This is a genomic window from Mycobacterium sp. MAC_080597_8934 (assembly GCF_000523975.1).
Classification (GTDB): Bacteria; Actinomycetota; Actinomycetes; order Mycobacteriales; family Mycobacteriaceae; genus Mycobacterium; species Mycobacterium avium.
Window position 1 is genome coordinate 412,109 of the sequence record NZ_JAOS01000004.1, and the last position, 21,984, is coordinate 434,092.

19 protein-coding genes are annotated in these 21,984 nt (G+C 66.7%); 10 read left to right on the plus strand and 9 right to left on the minus strand.

Annotated elements, in window-relative coordinates; genetic code table 11:
• The first annotated feature begins 33 nt into the window (after positions 1-33).
• The 9 genes from NF20_RS04715 (at position 34) to NF20_RS04755 (ending at position 11,771) form a co-directional block, all read left to right on the plus strand.
• Positions 34-1,581 (plus strand): bifunctional 3-(3-hydroxy-phenyl)propionate/3-hydroxycinnamic acid hydroxylase, encoded by a 1,548-nt coding sequence (locus NF20_RS04715; protein WP_033710828.1) that lies wholly within the window; start codon positions 34-36, stop codon positions 1,579-1,581.
• Positions 1,578-2,450, plus strand: coding sequence for an alpha/beta fold hydrolase (locus NF20_RS04720; protein WP_033710829.1), 873 nt, complete (start codon positions 1,578-1,580; stop codon positions 2,448-2,450). The genes NF20_RS04715 and NF20_RS04720 overlap by 4 nt, the downstream gene beginning before the upstream one ends.
• Positions 2,447-3,445: a VOC family protein gene (locus NF20_RS04725; protein ID WP_033710830.1), complete on the plus strand. Its 999-nt coding sequence runs from the start codon at positions 2,447-2,449 to the stop codon at positions 3,443-3,445. Before NF20_RS04720 ends, NF20_RS04725 begins: the two co-directional genes overlap by 4 nt.
• A gap of 16 nt (positions 3,446-3,461) precedes the next feature.
• A complete protein-coding gene (locus NF20_RS04730; RefSeq protein WP_033710831.1) occupies positions 3,462-4,493 on the plus strand; it encodes an amidohydrolase family protein in 1,032 nt (343 codons plus the stop codon).
• A gap of 224 nt (positions 4,494-4,717) precedes the next feature.
• Positions 4,718-6,304 carry a PPE family protein gene (locus tag NF20_RS04735; protein ID WP_033710832.1) on the plus strand — a complete coding sequence of 529 codons (1,587 nt, stop codon included), beginning with the start codon at positions 4,718-4,720 and terminating at the stop codon, positions 6,302-6,304.
• A 101-nt stretch (positions 6,305-6,405) separates the two neighbouring features.
• A complete protein-coding gene (locus tag NF20_RS04740) occupies positions 6,406-7,332 on the plus strand; it encodes an alpha/beta hydrolase (RefSeq protein ID WP_033710833.1) in 927 nt (308 codons plus the stop codon).
• Positions 7,333-7,533: 201 nt separating this feature from the next.
• Positions 7,534-8,142, plus strand: coding sequence for a TetR family transcriptional regulator (locus tag NF20_RS04745; protein WP_010949340.1), 609 nt, complete (start codon positions 7,534-7,536; stop codon positions 8,140-8,142).
• A 297-nt stretch (positions 8,143-8,439) separates the two neighbouring features.
• Positions 8,440-8,874 carry an MmpS family transport accessory protein gene (locus tag NF20_RS04750; protein WP_011724837.1) on the plus strand — a complete coding sequence of 145 codons (435 nt, stop codon included), beginning with the start codon at positions 8,440-8,442 and terminating at the stop codon, positions 8,872-8,874.
• Positions 8,871-11,771, plus strand: a complete 2,901-nt coding sequence (locus tag NF20_RS04755; protein WP_033710834.1) for an RND family transporter — start codon at positions 8,871-8,873, stop codon at positions 11,769-11,771. Before NF20_RS04750 ends, NF20_RS04755 begins: the two co-directional genes overlap by 4 nt.
• A gap of 73 nt (positions 11,772-11,844) precedes the next feature.
• On the opposite strand, the gene NF20_RS04760 is transcribed toward NF20_RS04755, so the two are convergent.
• The 5 genes from NF20_RS04760 to NF20_RS04780 form a co-directional block, all read right to left on the minus strand.
• Entirely contained in the window at positions 11,845-12,627 is a 783-nt protein-coding gene (locus NF20_RS04760) for an SDR family oxidoreductase (protein ID WP_023881592.1), read from the minus strand.
• Positions 12,628-12,733: 106 nt separating this feature from the next.
• Positions 12,734-14,146, minus strand: coding sequence for a PAS domain-containing sensor histidine kinase (locus tag NF20_RS04765; RefSeq protein WP_033710835.1), 1,413 nt, complete (start codon positions 14,144-14,146; stop codon positions 12,734-12,736).
• Between the two features lie 155 nt (positions 14,147-14,301).
• Positions 14,302-15,186 carry a universal stress protein gene (locus tag NF20_RS04770; RefSeq protein WP_009976768.1) on the minus strand — a complete coding sequence of 295 codons (885 nt, stop codon included), beginning with the start codon at positions 15,184-15,186 and terminating at the stop codon, positions 14,302-14,304.
• A 158-nt stretch (positions 15,187-15,344) separates the two neighbouring features.
• Positions 15,345-16,226, minus strand: coding sequence for a universal stress protein (locus NF20_RS04775; protein ID WP_033710836.1), 882 nt, complete (start codon positions 16,224-16,226; stop codon positions 15,345-15,347).
• 66 nt (positions 16,227-16,292) lie between these two features.
• Entirely contained in the window at positions 16,293-17,294 is a 1,002-nt protein-coding gene (locus tag NF20_RS04780) for an Acg family FMN-binding oxidoreductase (protein WP_019732504.1), read from the minus strand.
• A gap of 281 nt (positions 17,295-17,575) precedes the next feature.
• Between NF20_RS04780 and NF20_RS04785 the strand changes: the two genes are divergently transcribed.
• Positions 17,576-18,004, plus strand: coding sequence for a hypothetical protein (locus NF20_RS04785; RefSeq protein ID WP_019732503.1), 429 nt, complete (start codon positions 17,576-17,578; stop codon positions 18,002-18,004).
• 177 nt (positions 18,005-18,181) lie between these two features.
• Here the strand turns inward: NF20_RS04785 and NF20_RS04790 are convergent, their stop codons facing one another.
• From NF20_RS04790 to NF20_RS04805, 4 genes are all read right to left on the minus strand, one after another.
• Positions 18,182-18,559 carry an STAS/SEC14 domain-containing protein gene (locus tag NF20_RS04790; RefSeq protein ID WP_009976763.1) on the minus strand — a complete coding sequence of 126 codons (378 nt, stop codon included), beginning with the start codon at positions 18,557-18,559 and terminating at the stop codon, positions 18,182-18,184.
• Between the two features lie 86 nt (positions 18,560-18,645).
• The gene (locus tag NF20_RS04795; protein WP_019732502.1) at positions 18,646-19,644 is read right to left on the minus strand and encodes an Acg family FMN-binding oxidoreductase; all 999 of its coding nucleotides are present in this window, start codon (positions 19,642-19,644) and stop codon (positions 18,646-18,648) included.
• Positions 19,645-19,794: 150 nt separating this feature from the next.
• Entirely contained in the window at positions 19,795-20,661 is an 867-nt protein-coding gene (locus NF20_RS04800) for a hypothetical protein (protein WP_033710837.1), read from the minus strand.
• The gene (locus NF20_RS04805) at positions 20,658-21,905 is read right to left on the minus strand and encodes an acyl-CoA dehydrogenase family protein (protein WP_033710838.1); all 1,248 of its coding nucleotides are present in this window, start codon (positions 21,903-21,905) and stop codon (positions 20,658-20,660) included. Before NF20_RS04805 ends, NF20_RS04800 begins: the two co-directional genes overlap by 4 nt.
• Between the last annotated feature and the right edge of the window lie 79 nt (positions 21,906-21,984).

Below are 21,984 nucleotides of genomic sequence, written 5' to 3' on the forward strand. Positions count from 1 at the left end.
TACAGGACAAGCCCTCGACGATGCGAGACGACTGTGCCCACTTCAGACATCTATGACGTAGCGGTGATCGGGTACGGGCCGACCGGCGCGACCGCCGCCAACCTGCTCGGCCGGCTTGGCCTGAAAGTGCTTGTGCTCGAGCGTGACTCTGATGTGTACGGTCGTGCCCGGGCGATCTCCACGGACGAGGAGGTTATGCGGATCTGGCAGTCGGTCGGTCTGGCCGACCGACTGCAGCGCGACATGCTGCCTGACCGTCCGCTGAACTTCGTCGACGCCGCCGGGGTGCCGTTCATCGACTTGAAGATCACTCCACGCGGGTGCGGGCATCCGCCGCAGCAGTTTCTCTATCAGCCGGCGGTCGATCATGTCCTGCGCGAGGGGGTGCGACGATTCGTATCCGTCGACGTGCTGTTGGAACACGAATGCCTTCGTGTCCGACCAGATGGCGACGGTGTCGAGCTCATGGTGGCCGACCTGCGCACGGACACTTTCAGACGATTCGGCGCTTCGTATGTGATCGCCGCCGACGGCGGATCGTCACCCACTCGCGGCCAGCTGGGCATCGGGTATTCCGGCCGCACCTACGCGGAGCGGTGGGTTGTCATCGACACCAAGGTCCTCAAGGCGTGGGATGCCCATGACCGACTGCGGTTTTGGGCCAATCCAAACCGCCCCACCGTGGATTGCCCGACTCCACTCGGCCACCACCGCTGGGAATACCCCGCCCGCACGGATGAGGATGAGCCGGAGTTGCTTCGCGAAGAGGCGATCTGGCAGGTTCTGGGCGATCAGGGCATCACCGCTGAACACGTCGAGATCCTGCGCGCCGTGATCTACAGCCACCACGTCCGCGTCGCCGAGCGCTGGCGGGTGGGACGGATCTTCCTCGCCGGAGATGCCGCGCACGCCATGCCGCCGTGGATCGGGCAGGGCATGTCCGCCGGGGTGCGTGACGCGGCCAACCTGTGCTGGAAACTTGCCGCCGTTCTGCGCGGGCAGGCGCCGGAATCGCTGCTCGACTCCTACCAAACCGAACGCGAGCCGCACGTCAGGGAGGTCACCCGCCGCGCGTGTCGTGTCGGACGGGTCATCACCGAGCGCAACCGCGCCGTCGTCGCCCTCCGTAATCACGGCTTGCGCGCGTTGACGCGGGTGCCCGGTGTGAATGCCGGGCTGCAGAAGCTGACGTGGATTCCCGGCGCCCGCTACCGGGACGGCTTCTTCGCCGCCGGAAAAACGCGCGCTGTCGGCTGGCAGATCCCGCAGCCGTGGGTGGCCGAACCGAATGGTGCGCGAATTCGCCTCGACGATCTCCTTGGAGGGCAGTGGGCAATCCTGCATATTGGGCCAGCGCCAGCCGGCGCGCAGGAGTGGACACGGCTAGACGTCCCGCTGATCCAGATCACCGATGCCCCTCTCATCCGCTGGCTAGGGCGCAAAAAAGCCGCCGCAGTGGTGCTCCGTCCCGACGGATTCATCTATGCCGCAGCGCAATCCGAGCATCACCTACCCAAGCCACCGCCCGGCTACAGCGGCAACACCGTTACCACCCCGAGCAAAACGGAAGTCTCCGCATGACGACGAGCAACATGGCCGAGCACGCCGTCACCGTGAACGGCAAATCAATCTTCTTCGCCGAAAAGGGTACGGGCGCGCCGGTACTGCTGCTGCACGGCGGCGGACCCGGCGCCTCGGGCGTGTCGAACTACTCGCGCAACATCGACCCGCTTGCGGAGAAATTTCGCGTGATCGTGCCGGACATGCCGGGATACGGCAGATCTGCCAAAGGCGTCGACCAGTCGGACCCGTTCGGATACCTCGCCGACACGATGCGCGGATTGCTCGATGAGCTCGGCATCGATTCCGCGCACCTGGTGGGCAACTCCTACGGCGGATCGTGTGCTCTGCGTCTGGCCCTTGACAATCCCCGGCGGGTGGGCAAGCTGGTGCTGATCGGCCCCGGCGGCATCGGAACCACCCGGGGACTTCCCACGGCCGGTCTGAACAGCCTCCTGGCCTACTACGGCGGTCGCGGGCCCAGCCGCGACAAGCTGGAAGCTTTCATCCGCAATTACCTTGTGTACGACGGCGCCTCGGTGCCCGACGAGCTGATCGACCTGCGCTACCAAGCCTCCATCGATCCGGAAGTAGTGGCGGATCCGCCGCTGCGCCGCCCATCGGGCCCGATGGCGCTGCGCACACTGTGGCGCATGGATCTCACCCGCGACCGCCGGCTGAAGCGACTCCGCACGCCGACGTTGGTGTTGTGGGGGCGCAACGACAAGGTCAACCGTCCGGCGGGCGGGCCGATGCTGCTCAATCTGATGCCCAACGCCGAGTTGGTGATGACGTCGCGCACCGGCCACTGGGTGCAGTGGGAGCGCGCCGACCTGTTCAACAAGCTCGTCACCGAATTCCTGGACAACACATCGGTTTTCGCCCAATGAACATCTTCGGCAACGTTCACCTCGGCTATATCGTCATCGAAACAGACAGGTTCGCCGACTGGCGCCGGTTCGGCCGCGACGCCATCGGCATGCACCTCGACGACGTCCTGCCCGACGCCATGCGGTTTCGGCTCGACGACAACGCATGTCGGTTCCTGTTGCAGCGCGGCGCGGGCGAGGACGTCACCGCTCTCGGGTGGCAACTCGACGACCACGCCACGTTCGAGGAAATCCTCGCCCGCCTCACCCGGCACGAGGTGCCCCTCACTGAGGGCACGCCTGAGCAGGCCGCCCTGCGCGGTGTCGACCGCTTGGTGCGGTTCCCCGGCCCCAACGGGCTGGCACACGAGATCTTCACCCGGGCCCGTACCGGCCATACGCCACTGGACATGCGGGTGGGCGGCGGCTTCGTCACCGGCGAAGGCGGCATGGGTCACGTGGCGATCGTGTCGAAGGAGCCGCAGCAGATGCGCGGTTACTACGACACCGTCTTCGATGCCCGCTTAAGCGATTACATCGACGAGACGATCAGCGGCCTCAAGTTCAAGATCCGTTTCCTGCGGGTCAACCAGCGTCACCATTCGGTGGCGATCGCCGCGGCCAACCGGCTGCCCATCAACCCGATCCGCACTCGCATCCAGCACTGCAACATCCAGGTCGGCGACCTCGACGACATGACCGCGTCGTATCAGCGAGTCAAAGCGCTCGGGTTCAAGATGGCGCTGTCGGTGGGCCAGCACACCAACGACCGGGAACTGTCCTACTACGCCATCTCGCCCTCGGGATTCGAATGGGAAGTCGGCTGGAACCCTGTCGTCGTCGACGAGAACACCTGGGAACCAACGACATACCAAGGAATCAGCATCTGGGGTCACACCCCGGAGGGCCAGACCATCATCGACAAACTGGCCCAATTCAAGTCCGCAGCCATCTCGCTGCTGCACCGAGAAAACACCGTACCCGCATTCGCGCGCACCGGAATCCCCGACGACTGACCCAAAGGAGCTCGCAATGCTGCGCATCGACACCCATCACCACCTGATCCCACCCGACTACCGGAAAGCACTACAACAGAAAGGGATCGACGAAGCCGGCGGACGAGCACTGCCCGACTGGAGCCCGGAGGCGTCGTTGCAGACCATGGCCGAGCTCGACGTCGGGACCGCCATCCTGTCGGTATCCACGCCCGGCACTACCTTCCTGTCCGAGCCGGCCGACGCCGCCGCGCTGGCACGCGACCTCAACGACTACACCGCCGAACTGGCGGCGGCGCAGCCCGACCGATTCGGGTTCTTCGCCACCGTGCCGATGCCGCACGTCGACGCCGCGGTCGCAGAAACCGTTCGTGCACTTGACGAATTGAACGCCGACGGGGTTGTACTGTTGGCCAACAATGCGGGCGTGTACGTCGGGCAGGACGGGCAGGACGCGCTGTTTGACGCCCTCAACCATCGCTCCGCCGTGGTGTTCATCCATCCCGCCGAATTGCCAGGACCCACCGTGCCCGGCGTTGCCCCGTTCGCGGCCGACTTCCTGCTGGACACCACTCGATCTGCCTACCTGTTGGTGCGCAACGGTATTCGGAACCGGTATCCCAACATCCGGTTCCTGCTCAGCCACGCGGGCGGGTTCGTGCCCTATGCGAGTCACCGGATGGCGATGGCTATCATGGCCGACACCGGTCGCAGCTTCGCCGATGTCCTCGACGACTTCTCCAGCTTCTACTTCGACACCGCGCTATCCTCCAGCGCGGCGGCGCTACCCTCGCTGCTGGCCTTCGCCAGACCGGGGCACATCACCTTCGGATCGGACTGGCCGTTCGCCCCGGTCGCCGTCGGCAAACTGTTCGCCGCCGGATTGGAAACCTACCCAGCCCTCGGCACCAGCACCCGTGGTGCTATCGAGCGCACCAACGCGTTGGCCCTATTCCCGCGGCTCGGCACCGCACCCCACCCCATCCCGCAGTCCCCCGCCCAGCGAATACGCCACTCCCTCAGCCGTGGCGCCATGCGCATCGTCGCTCGCATGACGAGCACCAGCTGATCGACGTCGACCAAGCGGCGCCACAGCCCATTCGCTCCGTATATACAGGAACTTTCCAGCATTATTTCCGCATTTGCGGATATCAGGCGACATACACTCATGGCTTCAGGCCTCGCTACAGCGGCCGAAAGGAGTCAGCCGGTGATGGGTCGCGCCCCCCATGGCGGTCACGCACGGGTCGTTTCGAAAGCCACTGCAACACCTTGTAATTCGGAAGGCCGGCAGTGACCGCGCCGATCTGGATGGCGTTCCCGCCGGAGATCCATTCGGCGCTGCTGTCCAGCGGGCCCGGACCCGGGCTGCTGCTGGCATCGGCGGGCGCGTGGAGCTCACTGAGCACCGAATATGCAGCAGCCGCCAGCGAACTGACCGCGCTGCTCGATGAGGTTCAAGCCGGAGCCTGGGAAGGACCCAGCGCCGCCCAGTATGCGGCCGCTCATGCGCCCTACGTGGCCTGGCTGACACAGGCCAGCGCGGACACCGCCGCAATGGCCGCACGGCAGGAAACCGCCGCGACCGCCTACACGACCGCCCTGGCGGCGATGCCGACGCTCGGCGAGCTGGCCGCCAACCACGCGATGCACGCGGCGCTGGTCTCGATGAATTTCTTTGGCGTCAACACCATTCCGATCGCGCTGAACGAGGCGGACTATTCGCGAATGTGGGTGCAGGCAGCCACCACCATGAGCACGTATCAGGCCGTCTCGACAACCGCCGTTGCTTCCACGCCGCAGGCCACGGCGGCCCCGAAGATCATGAACGCCGGCATGAGCGGTGGCTCCGGGATGAGCGGCGGCAATCCGTACGTAATGGGAACCGCACTGCCGCAAAACCTTCAGGAATGGCTGGAAGCCCTGTTTCCGTTCAACCCGTTTTCGCCGCAGGGCTGGTCGATGCATCCGAGCCTGTCGATGTTTTTGTCACGGGTGGAGACCTTGATTCCGATGTACGCGCACGACCCCGCGCAACTGCTCGAGACCATCGTGATGCTCGCACTTCAGTTCGTGATCCACCGAACCCTGTACCTGATCTGGCTGATTCTTTACAACCCGGCCGGGCTGCTGAGCTTCTTTCTCAGCAATCCGGTGTACACCCTCGCGCTGACCACACCCTTGCTGATCGTGCCCGCGGGAGCGGCCGGAGGCTTGGCGGGCCTGACCGGCCTGGCGGCGGTCCCGGCGCCCACGCTGACCCCACCGGTGTCACCGTCCACGATTCCGGTGACCGACGCTCCCCCGCCGCCGACCGTCGGCGCCGCACCGACCATGGGCACGGCGTCGTCGCCCGGCGCGGCCCCGATGCCGGCATCACCGGCGACGGCGGCTACCCCGGGCGCACCACCCACACCGCCACCGACGATCATTGGACCCGAAACATCGTTTACTGCACAGGCTTTCGTTTCACCCTACTTGGTGGGGGTTCTCGGGGCGGCGACGGAGTCGAGCGTTTCGGGCAAGAACTGCCGCCCGGCCGCCGATGCCACCGCGGCGGCCGCGGCCGCGCCGGCCCCGACCGCGGCCGATCGACAAACCCGGCGACGCCGGCGAAACGCCCCCAGCCGCGTCGACCGCGGCTACCGCTACGAATTCCTCGACCCGGAGGCGGACACCGAGCCGGACGAGCGGGCCGCGGCAGAAGTTGTCCCACAACCGAATTCGTCTTTGACCTCCGAGCGCGGCGCGGGCCGGCTGGCTGTCACCACGGTGACCGGGCGGCGAGCGTCGGGATTGGCCAGGATGGCCGGCGACGCATTCGGTGGCGCACCGACCGTTCCGATGATGCCCGGCAGCTGGAGGCCCGCTACGGGGTGAGGCGTACCCGCGATTCGCAAACCCCGTCGACACTATCCCGGTCCTGTATGGTCAGCGTGTCCACCGGCGCACGCAGACCGCACGGAAACCGAGGGCACTCGATGGCTGACCGGCTCCCCGACAATGCCTTCACGGCGCCCCAGGTGGTGGATCCCGATCTGCGCAAGGTGGCTCGATTCCTGCCCCGCGGGTACGCCCTGCACCGCGGTCTCAAGCTGCAGCGCGCCATCATGAACCTGATGGGCAACGCGGGCCGCCTCCGCACGGTGCCGGTGGTCGCGGTCAACGAGCACGTCACCGTCCGGCTGCACCGTCCACCCAACCTCGCCGAGCATGCGCCCGCGCTGCTGTGGATCCACGGCGGCGGCACGGTCATGGGGCACGCCGCCCAGGACGACAAGTACCTGCGCAAGCTTTCGCACCGCACCGGTGTCGCGATCGCGGCGGTGGAACACCGGTTGGCTCCCGAACACCCGTACCCCGCGCCGGTCGAGGACTGTTACGCGGCCCTGCTGTGGCTGGCGCGCCAGCCGTGGGTGGATCCGGAGCGGGTCGCCGTCGGTGGGGCAAGTGCCGGTGGACTTTTCGCGGCCACCCTGGCGCAGCGGGCGCACGACCGCAACGACGTCAAAATCGCCTTCCAGATGCTGGTGTATCCGATGCTCGACGATCGCACCGGCGCCCAACGCGACGGCCCCCGACGCCTCATGTGGACCGAATCCGACAACCAGCTGGCCTGGCAGTGGTACCTCAACGGGGCCGATCCCGACGAGGCGGCACCGGCCCGCCGCAAGGACCTGTCGGGCTTGCCGCCGGCCTGGATCGGCGTCGGCACCCTGGACCTCTTTTATCCGGAGTGCCTGGAGTACGCGCGGCGTCTGCGCGAGGCCGGCGTTCCGGTGCAGGAGGAGATCGTCCCCGGCGCGTTTCACGCCTTCGACCAGATCGTGGACAAGGCGCCGATCTCCGCCAAATTCTTCGAAAGTCAGTGCGATTTTCTGCGCGGTGCTCTCGCCCCCAACGGGTGACAAGCCAGCCCGGCCCGGTACACCGCTGAATTCCATTGTGCGACAAGCGCTCTCACGCGCCACGGGCACCACCCGCGGCTCTGCTCAGCCCCGCCGGACAAGCCGCGCCATGTTTGCCGGCGCGGCGGACGGGGCGGTCCGCCCGGCCCCGAGCCGACGGCTTTTGAGTGCAAAGTGTGCACGACGTGCAACTATATGAGTATGGCCAATCCCGTTGGGCTACGCGAGCGCCGTCGCCGCCAGACGAGCGCCGACATCCGCGATGCCGCGGTGCGCCTCACCCTGGAACGCGGATTCGACAAGGTCACCGTGGACGAGATCTGCGCCGAAGCGGGAATCTCGACGCGCACGTTCTTCAACTACTTCCCCAACAAGGAATCCGCGATCGCCTACGGCCCCTCGGACATACCGCCGGAGTTGGTCGCCGACTTCGTCGCGGCCGGACCGGCCCCCTACTCGGTGGTGCTGGCGGAGCTGATCACGCTGGCGGCGCACCACCTGCGTGACGTGCCCCCACGACGGGAACACGCCGCCAACATGCTGGAACTCGCCAAGACCTCCCCCGCGGTGTTGGCCGCGTTCCTCGCCGATCTGGAACGATTCCAGAACCAGTTGACCGACATCATCGTGCGCCGCCAAGGCATGCAGCCCGACGACGAGATGGCCCCGCTGATCTCCGCGCTGGCCCTGACGGCGGTGCGTTCCGGCATCGAGAAGTGGGCGAGCGGCGAGGCGAGTGAAACCGACGACACGCCAATGCCTTATGTTGAGCGGGCCGCGGCGCTGGTGAACAGCATCTTCACCAAGTGACCTGAAACACCTCCAGCAAATGTTGCATAAACTGCAAGGTATGCAGATCATGTACTATGCGCTGGTGGCGGTACGCGGGGAGGCTTCAGCAACAAGGCGATCCGGGTGTCGCTACCGGGAACGTCAGCCGGTGTAAGGGCCAGCATTCACCGCGCGTGACGCTCGAGCGCACACGAACCACGGCAATCGACGTAACTCGTTGTTGAGCAGCGCGGCGTGTGGGCACTCGCTTGCCCACGGCCCCGGCGGCACAACCGCTGACCCGCGTCACGACCGCGTGATGGGGAAGGGAACTAGGTGCAGATTTCGAGACTTGTGCGCAACGCCTGGTTGCCGCTGCTGATCGTGGCGGTGGTGCTGGTCGGCGGCTTCGCCGTGGTTCGGGTCAAGTCCTTCTTCGGCGCCCACGACACCGGTATCCTGACCAGCCCGCGGCTCGACGATTCCAAGCCGTTCAAACCCAAGGTCGTCAAGTACGAGGTGTTCGGTTCGGCCAGCCAGGCCAACGTGAATTATCTGGACCTGTCCGCCGACCCCAAGCGCGTCGATGGCGCGCCGCTGCCGTGGACGCTGGTGCTGTCCACCACCGCCCCGTCGGTCTTCCCCAACCTTTCGGCGCAAAGCGACGGCAACACCCTGGGGTGCCGCATCACCATCGATGACGAAGTCAAGGACGAGAACATCACCCACGGCGTACACGCCCTGACCTTCTGCTTGGTGAAATCCGCATGAGCACAACGTTCGACGACACCAGAACCGACGCCATCCCCGTCGTCAAGGAGCCCGTGCGGGAGAAGATCCCCCGGTTCATCCGGACGTTCGCCGTGCCGATCATCATCGGCTGGATCGCGCTCATCGCGGTGCTCAACGTCGTCGTCCCGCAGCTCGACGAGGTCGGCAAGATGCGCTCGGTGGAGATGACTCCCGACGACGCGCAGTCGGTCGTCGCGACCAAGCGCATGGGCGCGGTGTTCAACGAGTACAAGTCCAACAGCTCGGTGATGATCGTGCTCGAGGGCCAACAACCCCTGGGCGCCGACGCCCACGCCTACTACGACGAGATCGTGCGCCGGCTTAACGCGGACACCAAACACGTTGAGCACGTTCAGGATATGTGGAGTGATCCGCTGACCGGGGCGGGGGCGCAGAGCAACGACGGGAAGGCGTCCTACGTCCAGGTCTATCTGGCCGGTAACCAGGGTGAGGCGCTGGCCAACGAGTCGGTGGAATCGGTCCAGAACATCGTCAAGAGCGTGCAGGCACCCAACGGGGTCAAGGCGTATGTCACCGGCCCGGCCGCGCTGTCGGCGGATCAGCACACCGCCGGTGACCGCAGCCTGCAGCTGATCACGGCGGCCACCTTCACGGTCATCATCGGGATGCTGCTGCTGGTCTACCGGTCGGTCATCACGGTGTTGCTGACGCTGGTGATGGTGGTGCTCGAGCTGTCCGCCGCCCGCGGGATGGTCGCATTCCTGGGTTATTACAAGATCATTGGCCTGTCGACGTTCGCCACCAACCTGTTGGTCACGTTGGCGATCGCGGCCGCCACCGACTACGCGATCTTTTTGATCGGCCGCTATCAGGAAGCCCGGGCGGTCGGCGAGTCCCGCGAAGACGCGTACTACACCATGTACAAGGGCACCGCGCACGTGGTGGCCGGCTCGGGGATGACGATCGCCGGCGCCACGTTCTGCCTGCATTTCACCAACCTGCCCTACTTCCAGACGCTGGGCATCCCGCTGGCCATCGGCATGGTGGTGGTGGTCGCGGCGGCGTTGACACTGGGCCCCGCGGTCATCTCGGTGGCCTCGCGTTTCCGTCAGACGCTGGAACCCAGGCGCACGCAACGGATTCGGGGATGGCGCAAGGTCGGCGCCGTCGTCGTGCGCTGGCCCGGCCCGATCCTGGTCCTCACGATCGGGGTGGCACTCGTCGGGTTGCTGACCCTGCCCGGATACCGCACAAACTACAACGACCGCAACTACCTGCCCACGGACCTGCCCGCCAACGAGGGGTACGCGGCCGCCGACCGGCACTTCTCGCAGGCGCGGATGAACCCCGAAGTGCTGATGATCGAAAGCGACCACGATCTGCGCAACTCGGCGGACTTTTTGGTGATCGACAAGATCGCCAAAACGGTCTTCCGGGTACCCGGGATCGGGCGGGTGCAGGCCATCACGCGGCCGCAGGGCACCCCAATCGAGCACACCTCGATCCCCTTCCAGATCAGCATGCAGGGCGTCACCCAGCAGATGAACCAGAAGTACCAGCAAGACCAGATGGCCGACATGCTGCATCAGGCCGACATGATGCAGACCACCATCGACAGCATGGAAAAGATGCAAAGCATCACCGTGCAGATGTCCAACGACATGCATGTGATGGTGCAAAAGATGCATGACATGACCATCGACATCAACGACTTACGCAACAAAATGGCCGATTTCGAGGACTTCTTCCGGCCCATGCGCAGCTACTTCTACTGGGAAAAGCACTGCTACGACATCCCGGTGTGCTGGTCGCTGCGCTCGGTGTTCGACGCGCTCGACGGTATCGACACCATGACCGACGACATCCAAAGCCTGCTGCCCATCATGGATCACCTGGACACGCTGATGCCCCAGATGGTGGCGTTGATGCCCTCGATGATCGAGAACATGAAGGCCATGAAAACCACGATGCTGACCATGTATTCGACCCAGAAGGGTCTACAGGATCAGCAGAACGAGGCGCAGAAGAACTCCAACGCCATGGGCAAGGCATTCGACGCCTCCAAAAACGACGACTCGTTCTACCTGCCCCCGGAGACCTTCAACAACAAAGAGTTCAAGAAGGGGATGAAGAACTTCATCTCCCCCGACGGGCACGCCGTGCGGTTCATCATCAGCCATGACGGCGATCCGATGACCCAGGAAGGCATTTCGCACATCGGGGCGATCAAGAAAGCCGCCTACGAAGCGCTCAAGGGAACACCACTGGAGGGCTCCAAGATCTACCTGGCGGGCACCGCGTCGATCTACAAGGACCTCAGCGACGGCAACAACTACGACCTGTTGATCGCCGGAATCTCTTCGCTGTGCCTGATTTTCATCATCATGCTGATCATCACCCGCGGCGTGGTGGCCTCGGCGGTCATCGTGGGCACCGTATTGCTCTCACTGGGTGCATCGTTCGGGCTGTCGGTGCTGATCTGGCAGCACCTGATCGGCATCGAACTGCACTGGATGGTGCTGGCCATGTCGGTCATCATCCTGCTGGCCGTCGGCGCCGACTACAACCTGCTGCTGGTGGCCAGGTTCAAAGAAGAAATCCACGCCGGCTTGAACACCGGCATCATCCGGTCGATGGGCGGCACCGGCTCGGTGGTGACCTCGGCCGGGCTGGTGTTCGCCTTCACCATGATGACGATGGCGGTCAGCGAACTCACGGTGATCGGACAGGTCGGTACCACCATCGGCCTGGGCCTGCTGTTCGACACCCTGATCGTGCGGTCACTGATGACCCCCTCGATCGCCGCCCTGCTGGGCAAATGGTTCTGGTGGCCCCAACGAGTCCGCCAACGCCCCGTCCCCTCCCCCTGGCCGAAGCCGGCCGCCCAAGAGCGCGAGGTGCTTGCGGACGCCTGAACCACGCGAAAGTGCAACTGCCGACGGTCCCACTCGGGAAATGCGTCGGCAGTAGCACTTTCGCGGCAAAGGGCTAGGTGACCCAGTCCGGCTGAGCGTCGGTCTCGACGTTGGAGAAGTCCTTGTGGCCCAGGCCGGCGGTGGTGCCGCCGTCGACGACGAACTCCGAGCCGGTGGAGTAGCTGGATTCGTCGCTGGCCAGGTACACCACCAGGTTGGACACCTCCTTGGGTTCGGCGGCGCGGCCCAGGGCGCTCTGGAAGATGTCCTCGGGAACCCATTCGGTCATCGGGGTTTTGATCAGCCCGGGATGGATCGAGTTCACCCGAATTCCGCTGGGGCCCAGCTCCAATGCGGCCGACTTGGTCAGCCCGCGCACCGCGAATTTGGTTGCGGTGTAACCGTGGCAGGCGATGGTGCCGGCCATGCCCTCGATCGAGGAGATGTTGATGATCGAGCCGCGGCCCGCTTCCTTCATCGGTTTGACCACGGCGCGGATGCCCAGAAACACTCCGGTCAGGTTGATGTCGAGGATCCGCTGCCATTCCGAGAGCGCGTAGTCCTCCAGGGTGCCGATGTTGATGATGCCGGCGTTGTTGACCAGCACGTCGATCCGGCCGAATTCGGCCAGGGCGGTGGCCACCGCCGCGTCCCAATCCTCGGGCTTGGTGACGTCGAGATGCAGGTATTGTGTCGCCTCCCCCACCTCGGCCGCGACGGCCTTGCCCTCGTCGTCGAGGATGTCACCGAAGACCACCTTGGCTCCCTCGGCCACCAGCGACCGCACATGCGATGCGCCCATGCCGCGGGCACCGCCGCTGACCAGGGCCACCTTTCCGGCCAACCGTTCTGCCACTGCGTTTCTCCCGTCATCCCGGTGCCCGGATCGGCACGTATGAGCACCATACATATGGCAAGCGATGTATGACCAGGGTTGCGCTGCGGCGCTGACGCAGCAGCGGTCAGGGCAGCGGAGCCACCCAGCGCAATCGGGTGCCCCCGCCCGCGGCGGCGCCGACGGTCAGCGTGCCCCCGACCCGTTCGGCGCGCCGGCGCAACGTCTTCAGCCCGGCCTCGCTGACGTCGTCGGGCAGGCCCTTGCCGTTGTCGATGACCTCGATGCTCACCTCGTCGGCGACTTCGACGGCGATGGTCAGCTTGGTGGCCGCGGTGTGCCGCACCGCGTTGCCGATGGCTTCGGCGACGACGGCTTCGGCCTGGTCGGCGAGCTCGCCTTCCACCACCGACAGCGGCCCCTTGTACTGCACGGTGGTGGCCAAACCCTCTGCCAGCCGGCCGATCACCTCATCGAAACGCTGCCGCAGCCCGGGGACATCGGTTTTGGTGTGGCGCAGGTCGAAGATCGCGGTGCGGAAATCCTGCACCACCGCGTGAAGATCGTCGACCGCCGCATTGAGGCGTTGCTGCACATCGGCCGAACGCGCCCGCGGGATGGTGCCCTGAAGCGCGAGACCGACGGCGAAGACGCGTTGGATGGCATGGTCCTGCAGATCGCCGGCGATCCGGTCCCGCTCGGCGAGCACCTCGGCCTGAGCGCGGGTTTCGGTGAGCTCCGCCTGGACGGCCAACTGCTCGGTGATGTCGCGGATGGCCGCCGACACCATCACCCCCTGTTCCGTCTGCAGCGGGCTCAGACTCACGTCGACCGGGAATACGGTTCCATCGCAACGCATCCCCCACAGCTCCAGGCCGGCGCCCATGCGCCGGGCTGCCGGGGCGGCGAAGAAGCCGGTGCGATAGCGCTCGTGGGAACCGCGATGCCGGGGCGGTATCAGAATCTCCACTTCCCGGCCGATCAGCTCTTCGCGCGGATAGCCGAACATCTGGTCGGCCTGAGCGTTCGCCAGCACGATGCGCCCGTCCGGACCGACGATGACCATCGCGTCCGGTGCCGACTCGAGCAGCGCGTGGAACATGGTTTCCGCTCGTTGGTGTTCGGCGGTCACATCGCGCATCACCGTGGTGAACCCGATGGCGCTGCCCGCGTCATCCGTGAATACGGACAACGCGACACCGGCGCGAAACCGTTGGCCGTTCTTGCGTGCTCGCCAGCCTTCGAATTCGCAGCGGCCCGATTCGCGCGCCGCGGCCAATTCGCGTTCGGCCAGTCCGGCGGCGCGGTCCTCCGCGGTGTAGAGCAGCGCCGCCGGCCGGCCAAGGGCCTCGGCCGCCGAGTAACCCGTCATCGCCTCGGCGCCGGGGCACCAGCGCGCCACGTCGCCGTTGGCGTCGAGCTGGATGATCGCGCAGTCGGTGATCGCTTCCACCATGGCCTCGAGGTCGCGAAGACGCTCGGGCAGGCTCTTGTTGCGAAACGCCGCGCTCAGATAGCGGTCGGCGCCGGGCGATGTCATCAGGCGCGGCCCTCTCTGATTGCCTCCGACGGCACAGATACTACCGCCCGGACGGCTACCCGAGCCGCGGCTGCGAGCGCCGGCGCAGCTCGCCGGGTGCCGTCGGTGGATCACGCTGTCGGGCAGGCGTATTCACACCGCGCGGGCGTGACGCTTTACGACGGCCGGGCCACGATCACCGGCATGCGCACCGAGTGGACGACGGCATTGCTGACCGAGCCCAGCAGGGTGCCGGCCAGGCCGCCGCGGCCGTGACTGCCCACGACGGTCAGCTGCGCGGATTCGGATTGTTCGATCAACTGGCGAGCCGGCCTGTCACAGACCACCATTCGGTGCACCGTGACATCGGGATAGCGTTCTTGCCAACCGGCCAGCCGTTCGGCCAGACTCCGCTCTGCTTCCGACCTGACCGCCGGCCAGTCCATGCCGGGCAGCCCGAAAACTTGCGTGTCACTCCACGCATGAACCGCGTTGAGGTCCACACCGCGCCGTGACGCTTCGTCGAAGGCGATCGCCGTGGCGAGTTCCGATGCCGGCGATCCGTCGATCCCGACCAGCACCGGCGCCCGCTGCGGGTAGGGCATCATCGGATCCTCGTCGTGGATGACGGCGACCGGGCAGCGGGCGCGTCGCACCAGGCCGGAACTGACCGAACCGAGCAACACCCGGCCGATCGCTCCGCGCCCGGTGGAGCCGACCACGACCAGTTCCGCCTCCTCCGACAACTGGGCCAGCGTGGGCGCCGGCGGTGCGTGCCACAGTTCGGTGGTGATCGCGAGTTTCCGGCCGTTGCGGGTGGCGTCTTCGGCGATCTTGACCGCCTCCTGCAGGACCCGGCGACCGTCGTCCTCCTGCCACGCCACGGCTTCGGCCGCCATCGGCACCTGGGGCCACACCGTGGCGGCGTTGACCATGTGGACCAGCGTCAGCGGCACATTGCGCATCGCCGCGTCGCGCGCGGCCCAGCAGACAGCGAAATTCGACGCCGGCGATCCGTCGACTCCGACCAGGACGCCACAGCGCTTGCTGGATGCGGCCATTTCGTTCTCCCTCCGTCATCGGACACGCTATGTCTGAAACCGCGGCCGGTCAGGAGACTTTCGTCCCCAACCGCATGGACGACAGACCTTCGTCGGCCGCTCGCGAAGTGGTGGCGCGCTGAGCAGCCAGCCGGACATGCGATGGGCGTGACGCACGGTCACCGCCCACGGACCACGATCACCGGCGCCGTCGCCGATTGCGCGACATGCGAGCTGACCGAACCCAGCAGCATGCCGGGGAACCCGCCCCGTCCGTGGCTGCCGACGACGACTAGTTGAGCGCGCTCGGCTTCCGCGACCAGCCACCGAGAGGGCTTGTCGCACACGACCAATCGCTTCACATGCACGTCCGGGTACTGTTCCTGCCAGCCGGCCAGCCGCTCGGCCAGCAGTTCCTCGCCCTTCGCCTCGCTGTCGCGCCAGTCCATGCCGAGAATGGGAAACACGCCGACGTCGCTCCAGGCGTGTAGCGCCACCACGCCGACGCCCCGGCGAGCCGCTTCGTCGAACGCCAGGGCGATCGCGGCCTCCGAGGCGGGTGACCCGTCGGTACCCACCAGCACGGGCGCGTCGGCGGCGCGAGCAGCATGGTCATCGGTGTGGACGACCGCCACCGGGCAGTGCGCATGCGCAAGGAGTGCGGCGGTGACCGAACCCAACAGCAGCCGGCCCAACGCCCCGAGCCCCTGGCTTCCGGCGACGATCATCCAGGCGTCCCGCGACGCGTCGATCAGCGTCGGCGTCACGGCCGAATAGATTATCTCGGTGCGCATTTCGGACGGTGTCCCGCCGCCCTGGTTGGCGATGACGATCTTGCGGGCCTGGTCGATGACCCGCTGCGCGCCCTCTTGCTGCCATGCGGGCATGTCGGCGTACAACTGCCCGACCGGCCAGCCCACGACGACGGGCGCGACGGCGTGGATGACGGTGATGGGCAAGCCGCGCATGGCCGCCTCGCGGGCCGCCCACGCCACCGCGGCGTCGGACGCCGCCGATCCGTCGACGCAGACCAGGATGCCGCGGTGTTCAGGATCGGACATGTCGTACTCCTCACGAAATAGGCTGGGCGGCCCGTTGGCCCCGAAGACACGGCCCTGGAAGCGGTTTCAGCGATCGGACAGCGGCCGGAATTGCACGACGTCGCCGAGCGGTCGCCGCGGCGTCGGGCGGGGCGGCAACTCCCCCTCCGGTTCGACGCCCACCCGGATCAACACCTGGGGCACCGCGGCGGGATCGGCCATCAGGTGCCGGATCAGGTCCCGGCCTGCTTCCAGCTCGGTGACATGAGTCACCGGGCAGGTCGCCAGTCCGGCCGCCGTGCACTCGAGCAAGATCCGCGACAGCACCTGCCCGACTCGGAGGGCGTCGGCCCGGGTGTCCTCCGGGGTGGACAGCACAAGGATTTTCGCGTCGTCGTAGCTGCCCGCGGAGCTGCGCTCGTCGAGCGGGTCGACGGGGAATCGGCGGTTCACGTCGACCCGGCGATCGTCGGCCTCGGACACCAGAGCGCTTTCGGGGATACCGTCGAATTTTCTGGACGGCGATGTCCACCAATCCAATTCGTGGTGGTAGTCGTCGTCGTAGCGGCGCAGGGCTTCAGCCAGCCTGGCCGCCTCAATCAGGCCCGGCCGCGCGTCCGGGCCCAACACGTCGAGGGCGACGGAGTGATCTCGCCCCGCGTCGCGCAGCACCGGTTCCAGCGCCGACCAGTGCTTGGGCGCCCGGAACGGCAGCCGGTTCGTCCGGCGACGCAGTATCGCGTCGGCAAGGTCGCGGCGAGCCCGGGCGACGTACTCGGTGGGCACGACGTCGATCGAGGCGAGGTGGTCGAGGTTGTTCGGGTTAGGAAACTGCGCGACGTTGCTGCTCCAGCCGGCCGCGGCCATCGCGACCCGGAAGTGGTCCAGTGCGGCGCCACAGCTGATGATCGCCTCGCGACCGGATTTGTCGGCCGATTTCACTGTTCGGCGCGGATCGACGAACAGATCGACGCCGGTGCTGCCGGCGACCCACCGCCAGGGCTGGCTGTTGTGCAGCGACGGGGCATGGCACGCCAATTCGATTGCCGCCGTGATCACCTCGGTATCCGCGGTCATTTGCATCATCACTGTCACCTGCCTGTCCGCTAGCTACGACCACCTACGACCTTCGGCCGTCCACGCCGCCGGCGCTAGGGTCCTAGGTCCCGTCGAACCCGCGCTTCGGCACGCGATCGCGGTCATGCCGACGCACGTCGACCAATGTCCCCACGGTGCGGGACTTTCGGTCCCTGGCCCGGGGTCACGCACAGTGCTACGGATGAGGGGGCAAATCGCACACGCCGAGCGACCCGTCACCAATGGAGGTGTGGCACATGAGCACTACAAGACCACCGGAGCTTCGCACCCGCATGTTCGCCCGTGTGCTCGGCCCGTTCCTGGTCGTCTTCACCGCGACGACCGTGGCCCGTGCGTCGGACATGCGCAAGCTGCTGTCGGATTTCGAGTCGAACTCGGCATTGCCGTTGGTCACCGGCGGGTTCCTGCTGTTGGCGTCGCTGGTCATCATCGGTCTGCATCGGTGCTGGCGAGGCGCGCCGGCCGTCACGGTCTCGGTGGTGGGATGGGTTTTCGCGGTACGCGCCTTGCTTCTCATGGCCTTTCCGCATGCGTTCATGGCAGCCGCCGACGCCGCCGTCCGGATGACCGCGTTGTGGGTAAGCGGCGACGTCGTCGTCGGCGTGGTAGGCCTGTATCTGGCTTACGTCGGCTGGAAGCCGGTGACTTCGCTGTCCACGCCGGCCACGACCTCGACGCCGGACGTCCCGCGTGCCGCATAAACCACAGACGCCGGCCGCCGGAAGGCAACGCGGCATCCGCGTTGCGCGCTTGCTCGATTACCCTTGCGCCCCTTGGGCAAGTGCCGGACCTGGTGGGCAAGCCGGTACCGTTGCCCAACGTAGGGCGACGCCGCCGCGCACGCTAGGGTCGTTAGACCTCGGGTCAGCGGCTCCCTGCTACGAGTCCGCGCCCGCGGCCCACTGCTTGGCACGCTCGAGCTCGCCGAGTCCGAACACGGCGAGCTCACCGGGCACCATCCAGGCCAGCGCGTGCAAGGTGTGCGCGACCCACTCCTTGTCCGAGACGACCGCGATGCGCCGGAATGCCGAGTGGTGCGGCAGGACCGCGCCCAGGCCGAGCTTGAGATCCTCGACCAGTCCGCCGGGCCCGAAGCCCTGGTAATCGGAGTCGATGACTTCCACGATCCTGATCTCGCCGCTTTTCAGCGACTTCTCCAAAGTGGGCCTGACCTCGCGCAGTTCCTGCCCGCTCAGCCGGCCCGACACCCGGACACCGGTCACTCCCGGCGGCATGTCTGGCAACATCTCGATCATCGAGTCCTCCTTCCCGGCTACCCCAACTCTGCCGGTGCCCGGGCGAACCGGCTAGTGGGGAGATCACTTTCGCCGAAGCGCCCCGGCTATTCGGCGATGCCCGGTTCCCGGTCGGTCATCCATTCGACGAAATCGCAGAGTTCGCGGCGGGGTGTCGCCGGCAAGGGGTCGGCGTTGATCGGTGGCCAGCCAATCCGAAGCAGCATCTGCGGGTAGTTGCTGCCACCGAAGATTTCGGTCCGCACCGCCTCCCGGGTGTCGGCAACCTCCAGCGGTTCGGTGACCGGGCAACTCGCCAAGCCCATCGACGTCGCGGTCAGCAACACCATGCTGGTGGCCTCGCCGGCGCGGAGCCGGGCCAACCTGTCGTCACCGCGGGTGCCCAGCGCCAGCAGTACCGAATTGTCCTCGGCTGCAGACGATCCGGATGGCATCGCCAACATGGGTCCGGCGAACAGCCGTCCCGGAATCTTGGCGCCGGGATCGGACTTGGGTGTGTTGCGCGCCGGAACCCCGGCGACCGCGGCGTAGCGTCCACTCCACGCGGCGAGCTCGATGAGGTAGTCGCGATTCATGTGGTCCCAGACCGATTGCTTCACGATCTCGTGCAGCTTGTCGGCGTCCTCGACCTGGCACAGCGTCACTCCATTGCGGGCGGCCCGGGCGGCCATCAGCGCGATGTCCCCCACCGGTACCGGCCAGGAACTGTAGTGCCGCCGGTCGGTCCGCCGCCGCGGTATCGCCGCGGCCAGCGCGATGTCGACGGGATCGGCTGTGCCGCCGGACAATTCGATTGCGGCAAGGTGATCGGGGTCGGCCGGGTTGGGCAACCGGGTCACCCGGGCCTGCCATCCCACCGCCGCGAAACCGACGACGCAGTGGTGAAGCGCCGCACCACAACTCAGAATCAAGTCGCGGCCGTCGGGATCGGTGTTCGGCAGTTGCCGGCCACCGTCGGCATACAGATGCAGGCTCTCCTGCCCCACCAGCCATCGCCACGGTTGCGTGTTGTGCACGGACGGAGCACGGGACGCCAGGGCCAGGACGGTGCGGATGGTGCCCTCGTCGGGAAAGCGGTTGGTCATGTCGGTCGACCCTTCTCCTTGCCTGCTCACCCCGATCGTGGTCGGGTCACGGCGGCCGCACGAGGGGACGACGTCCTCTGTCGGGAGGGACTTTGTGCCGTAATACCCGCGTTAGGGGCATCTGACCCCGGCGCAGCAGCCGGGACCGGCTCAGCCGACGACCTCGAAGATTGCCGCCGCGGAGGTGACGGCCTTGTCGGCGTTGCCCTCGTCGTGCAGCAGCATCCGCACGCCGACGCGGCCGGACCCACCGGGGTGGGCTGTGCCCTCCACCCGGAACGGGCCCACCTTGCCGCGCGACATGAACATCACGTGCCAGCTGACGACCTGCAGCTTCCTGGTCCCCGCGACCTCGGCGGCCAGATCGATGGCCGCGGTCTCGAGGACGACGTGCTGGGGGCCGATGTGCAGCGCGGCGTCCGGGGATGCCAACTCGGTGCTCAGCTCGGGCAACGTCCAATGGCCGTCGCCGCGCCGGCTCGCGCCGAAGGCCCGCCACAGCGGCGGCAGCTCGTCGGAATCCTCGATCACCAATTCGGTGCCCGAAACATCCATCCGGTCAAGGCCTTCCGGCGGAACGCCGATGATCGCTCCCTGCCCCTCGTTGAACGCAATCACCCGCCCGGGGTTATCGGCGTCGACGATGGTGCATCGCCCGTAGCCCATGGTGCGGCCCTGGTGCACGATGCCGGACCCGACGATCTCGACCCGTTTCACGTCGTAGCCGGGGTCGATGATCTGTACCGACGCGATCACCGGGTTGGGGACGGCGACCATGTCGGTCTGACAGCCCTCCGGGGAGGAAATAGCCAACGGCGCCACCATGATTCCGCCGGCCTCGTTGCGCATGTCGCGGCGGATCGTGACAGTGTCGTCGGTCTCGCCGAGATTCATCGACGAGTGTTTGCGGCCGATGTAGCGGTAGCTCAGCAGACCGGTCCAGCGCCGGTACAGTTCGTCGCGGTAGGCGTCGGTGTCTCCGGCCAACTCCCGGATGTCACGAAGTCGGTCACTCAATTGCGTTGGCCTCCTGGGTTTCTGCCGCGCCGCACCTGGTTGAACGGGACGCCACGGTCGTCGGCGCGCTCGCGCGGGAAGCCGAGCACCCGCTCGCCGATCACGTTGCGCGCCATCTCGGTGGTGCCGCCGCCGATGCTGGCGATCTGACGACCCAGATAGCGCGTCCCGATGTCGAGCAGGCCACCGGCGCCGTCGACCACGGCCGCCGGGCCGGCCACCGCCAGCGCGGTGTCGGTTTCCACGTTGTGCACCTCGGCCATGGACAGGCGGATGATCGATCCCGCGGCCGGCGGCAGGGTTCCGTCGACCACGGCGTGAAAGACGTGCTCGCTGAGCTGTCCGTGCACGGCCCGGTGCACCAGCGCCCGACCCACCGCTTCCTGCAGCCGCGGGTCGCCGGGACCGCCGACGGCGTCGATCAACGACAGCAGATCGACCGAAACGTCTTGGGCCTCAGCGATTCCCGGGCCGCTGGTGTACTCCGAGCCGTCTCCCATCGTGCGGCGCTCGTGATAGAGCTGCCGCGACGCGACGTCCCATCCTTTCCCCGGTTCACCCAGCACCGCGTCGTCGCCCACGTCGACGTCGTCGAAGAACTCTTCGCAGAACTCGACCGAGCCGTTGACCTGCCGGATGCGATTGATGGTGACGCCGGGATGGGCAAGCGGCACCAGAAACATGGTCAGGCCTTCGTGTTTGGGCACCTGCCAGTCGGTGCGGGCCAGGCACAGGCCGTAGTCCGCTGCGAACGCCCACGTGCTCCAGGTCTTGGCGCCGTTGATGATCCAGCGATCCCCGCGGCGCTCGGCCCGGGTGAGCACACCGGCCAGGTCCGATCCCCCGCTGGGCTCGGACAGCAACTGCACCAGCACTTCCTCGCCGCGCAGCGCGGCCGCGATGTGGGTGCGCTTCTGCTGCTCGCTGCCCATGTCCAGGATCGTGGCGCAGCAGATGGCGAAGGACGGGACGTTGAGCAGCAGCGGCGTCTCGTAACCCACCGACTCGGCGTCGAACGCCTTCTTGTATTCGTAGCTCAGCCCGAGCCCGCCGTATTCGCGCGGGAAACAGATTCCGGCGAATCCGCCGTCGTAGAGCAGCTTTTGCAATTCCCGGGCCCGGTACCAGGAGCTGAGCTCGTCGCGCTGCAGCAGCGCCGCCCGGGCGGGATCGAGTCGCGGCATGTTCGCGGCCAGCCAGGCCCTGGCCCGGCCCCGAAATTCCTCGACCGACTCCGACGTCACCGGATGGCCTCTCGTTGCAGCGTCGACCTTGTGCTGGGCGACTGTACAGCACCGCCGCGGCGGGTGTACAGACAGCTCC

Bases quoted from the DNA above. Each gene is read 5' to 3' on its own strand.
- NF20_RS04720 (WP_033710829.1), top strand. From the start codon at position 1,578: ATGACGACGAGCAACATGGCCGAGCACGCCGTCACCGTGAACGGCAAA.
- NF20_RS04725 (WP_033710830.1), top strand. From the start codon at position 2,447: ATGAACATCTTCGGCAACGTTCACCTCGGCTATATCGTCATCGAAACA.
- NF20_RS04730 (WP_033710831.1), top strand. From the start codon at position 3,462: ATGCTGCGCATCGACACCCATCACCACCTGATCCCACCCGACTACCGG.
- NF20_RS04740 (WP_033710833.1), top strand. From the start codon at position 6,406: ATGGCTGACCGGCTCCCCGACAATGCCTTCACGGCGCCCCAGGTGGTG.
- NF20_RS04745 (WP_010949340.1), top strand. From the start codon at position 7,534: ATGGCCAATCCCGTTGGGCTACGCGAGCGCCGTCGCCGCCAGACGAGC.
- NF20_RS04755 (WP_033710834.1), top strand. From the start codon at position 8,871: ATGAGCACAACGTTCGACGACACCAGAACCGACGCCATCCCCGTCGTC.
- NF20_RS04765 (WP_033710835.1), bottom strand. From the start codon at position 14,146: ATGACATCGCCCGGCGCCGACCGCTATCTGAGCGCGGCGTTTCGCAAC.
- NF20_RS04770 (WP_009976768.1), bottom strand. From the start codon at position 15,186: ATGGCCGCATCCAGCAAGCGCTGTGGCGTCCTGGTCGGAGTCGACGGA.
- NF20_RS04775 (WP_033710836.1), bottom strand. From the start codon at position 16,226: ATGTCCGATCCTGAACACCGCGGCATCCTGGTCTGCGTCGACGGATCG.
- NF20_RS04785 (WP_019732503.1), top strand. From the start codon at position 17,576: ATGTTCGCCCGTGTGCTCGGCCCGTTCCTGGTCGTCTTCACCGCGACG.
- NF20_RS04790 (WP_009976763.1), bottom strand. From the start codon at position 18,559: ATGATCGAGATGTTGCCAGACATGCCGCCGGGAGTGACCGGTGTCCGG.
- NF20_RS04795 (WP_019732502.1), bottom strand. From the start codon at position 19,644: ATGACCAACCGCTTTCCCGACGAGGGCACCATCCGCACCGTCCTGGCC.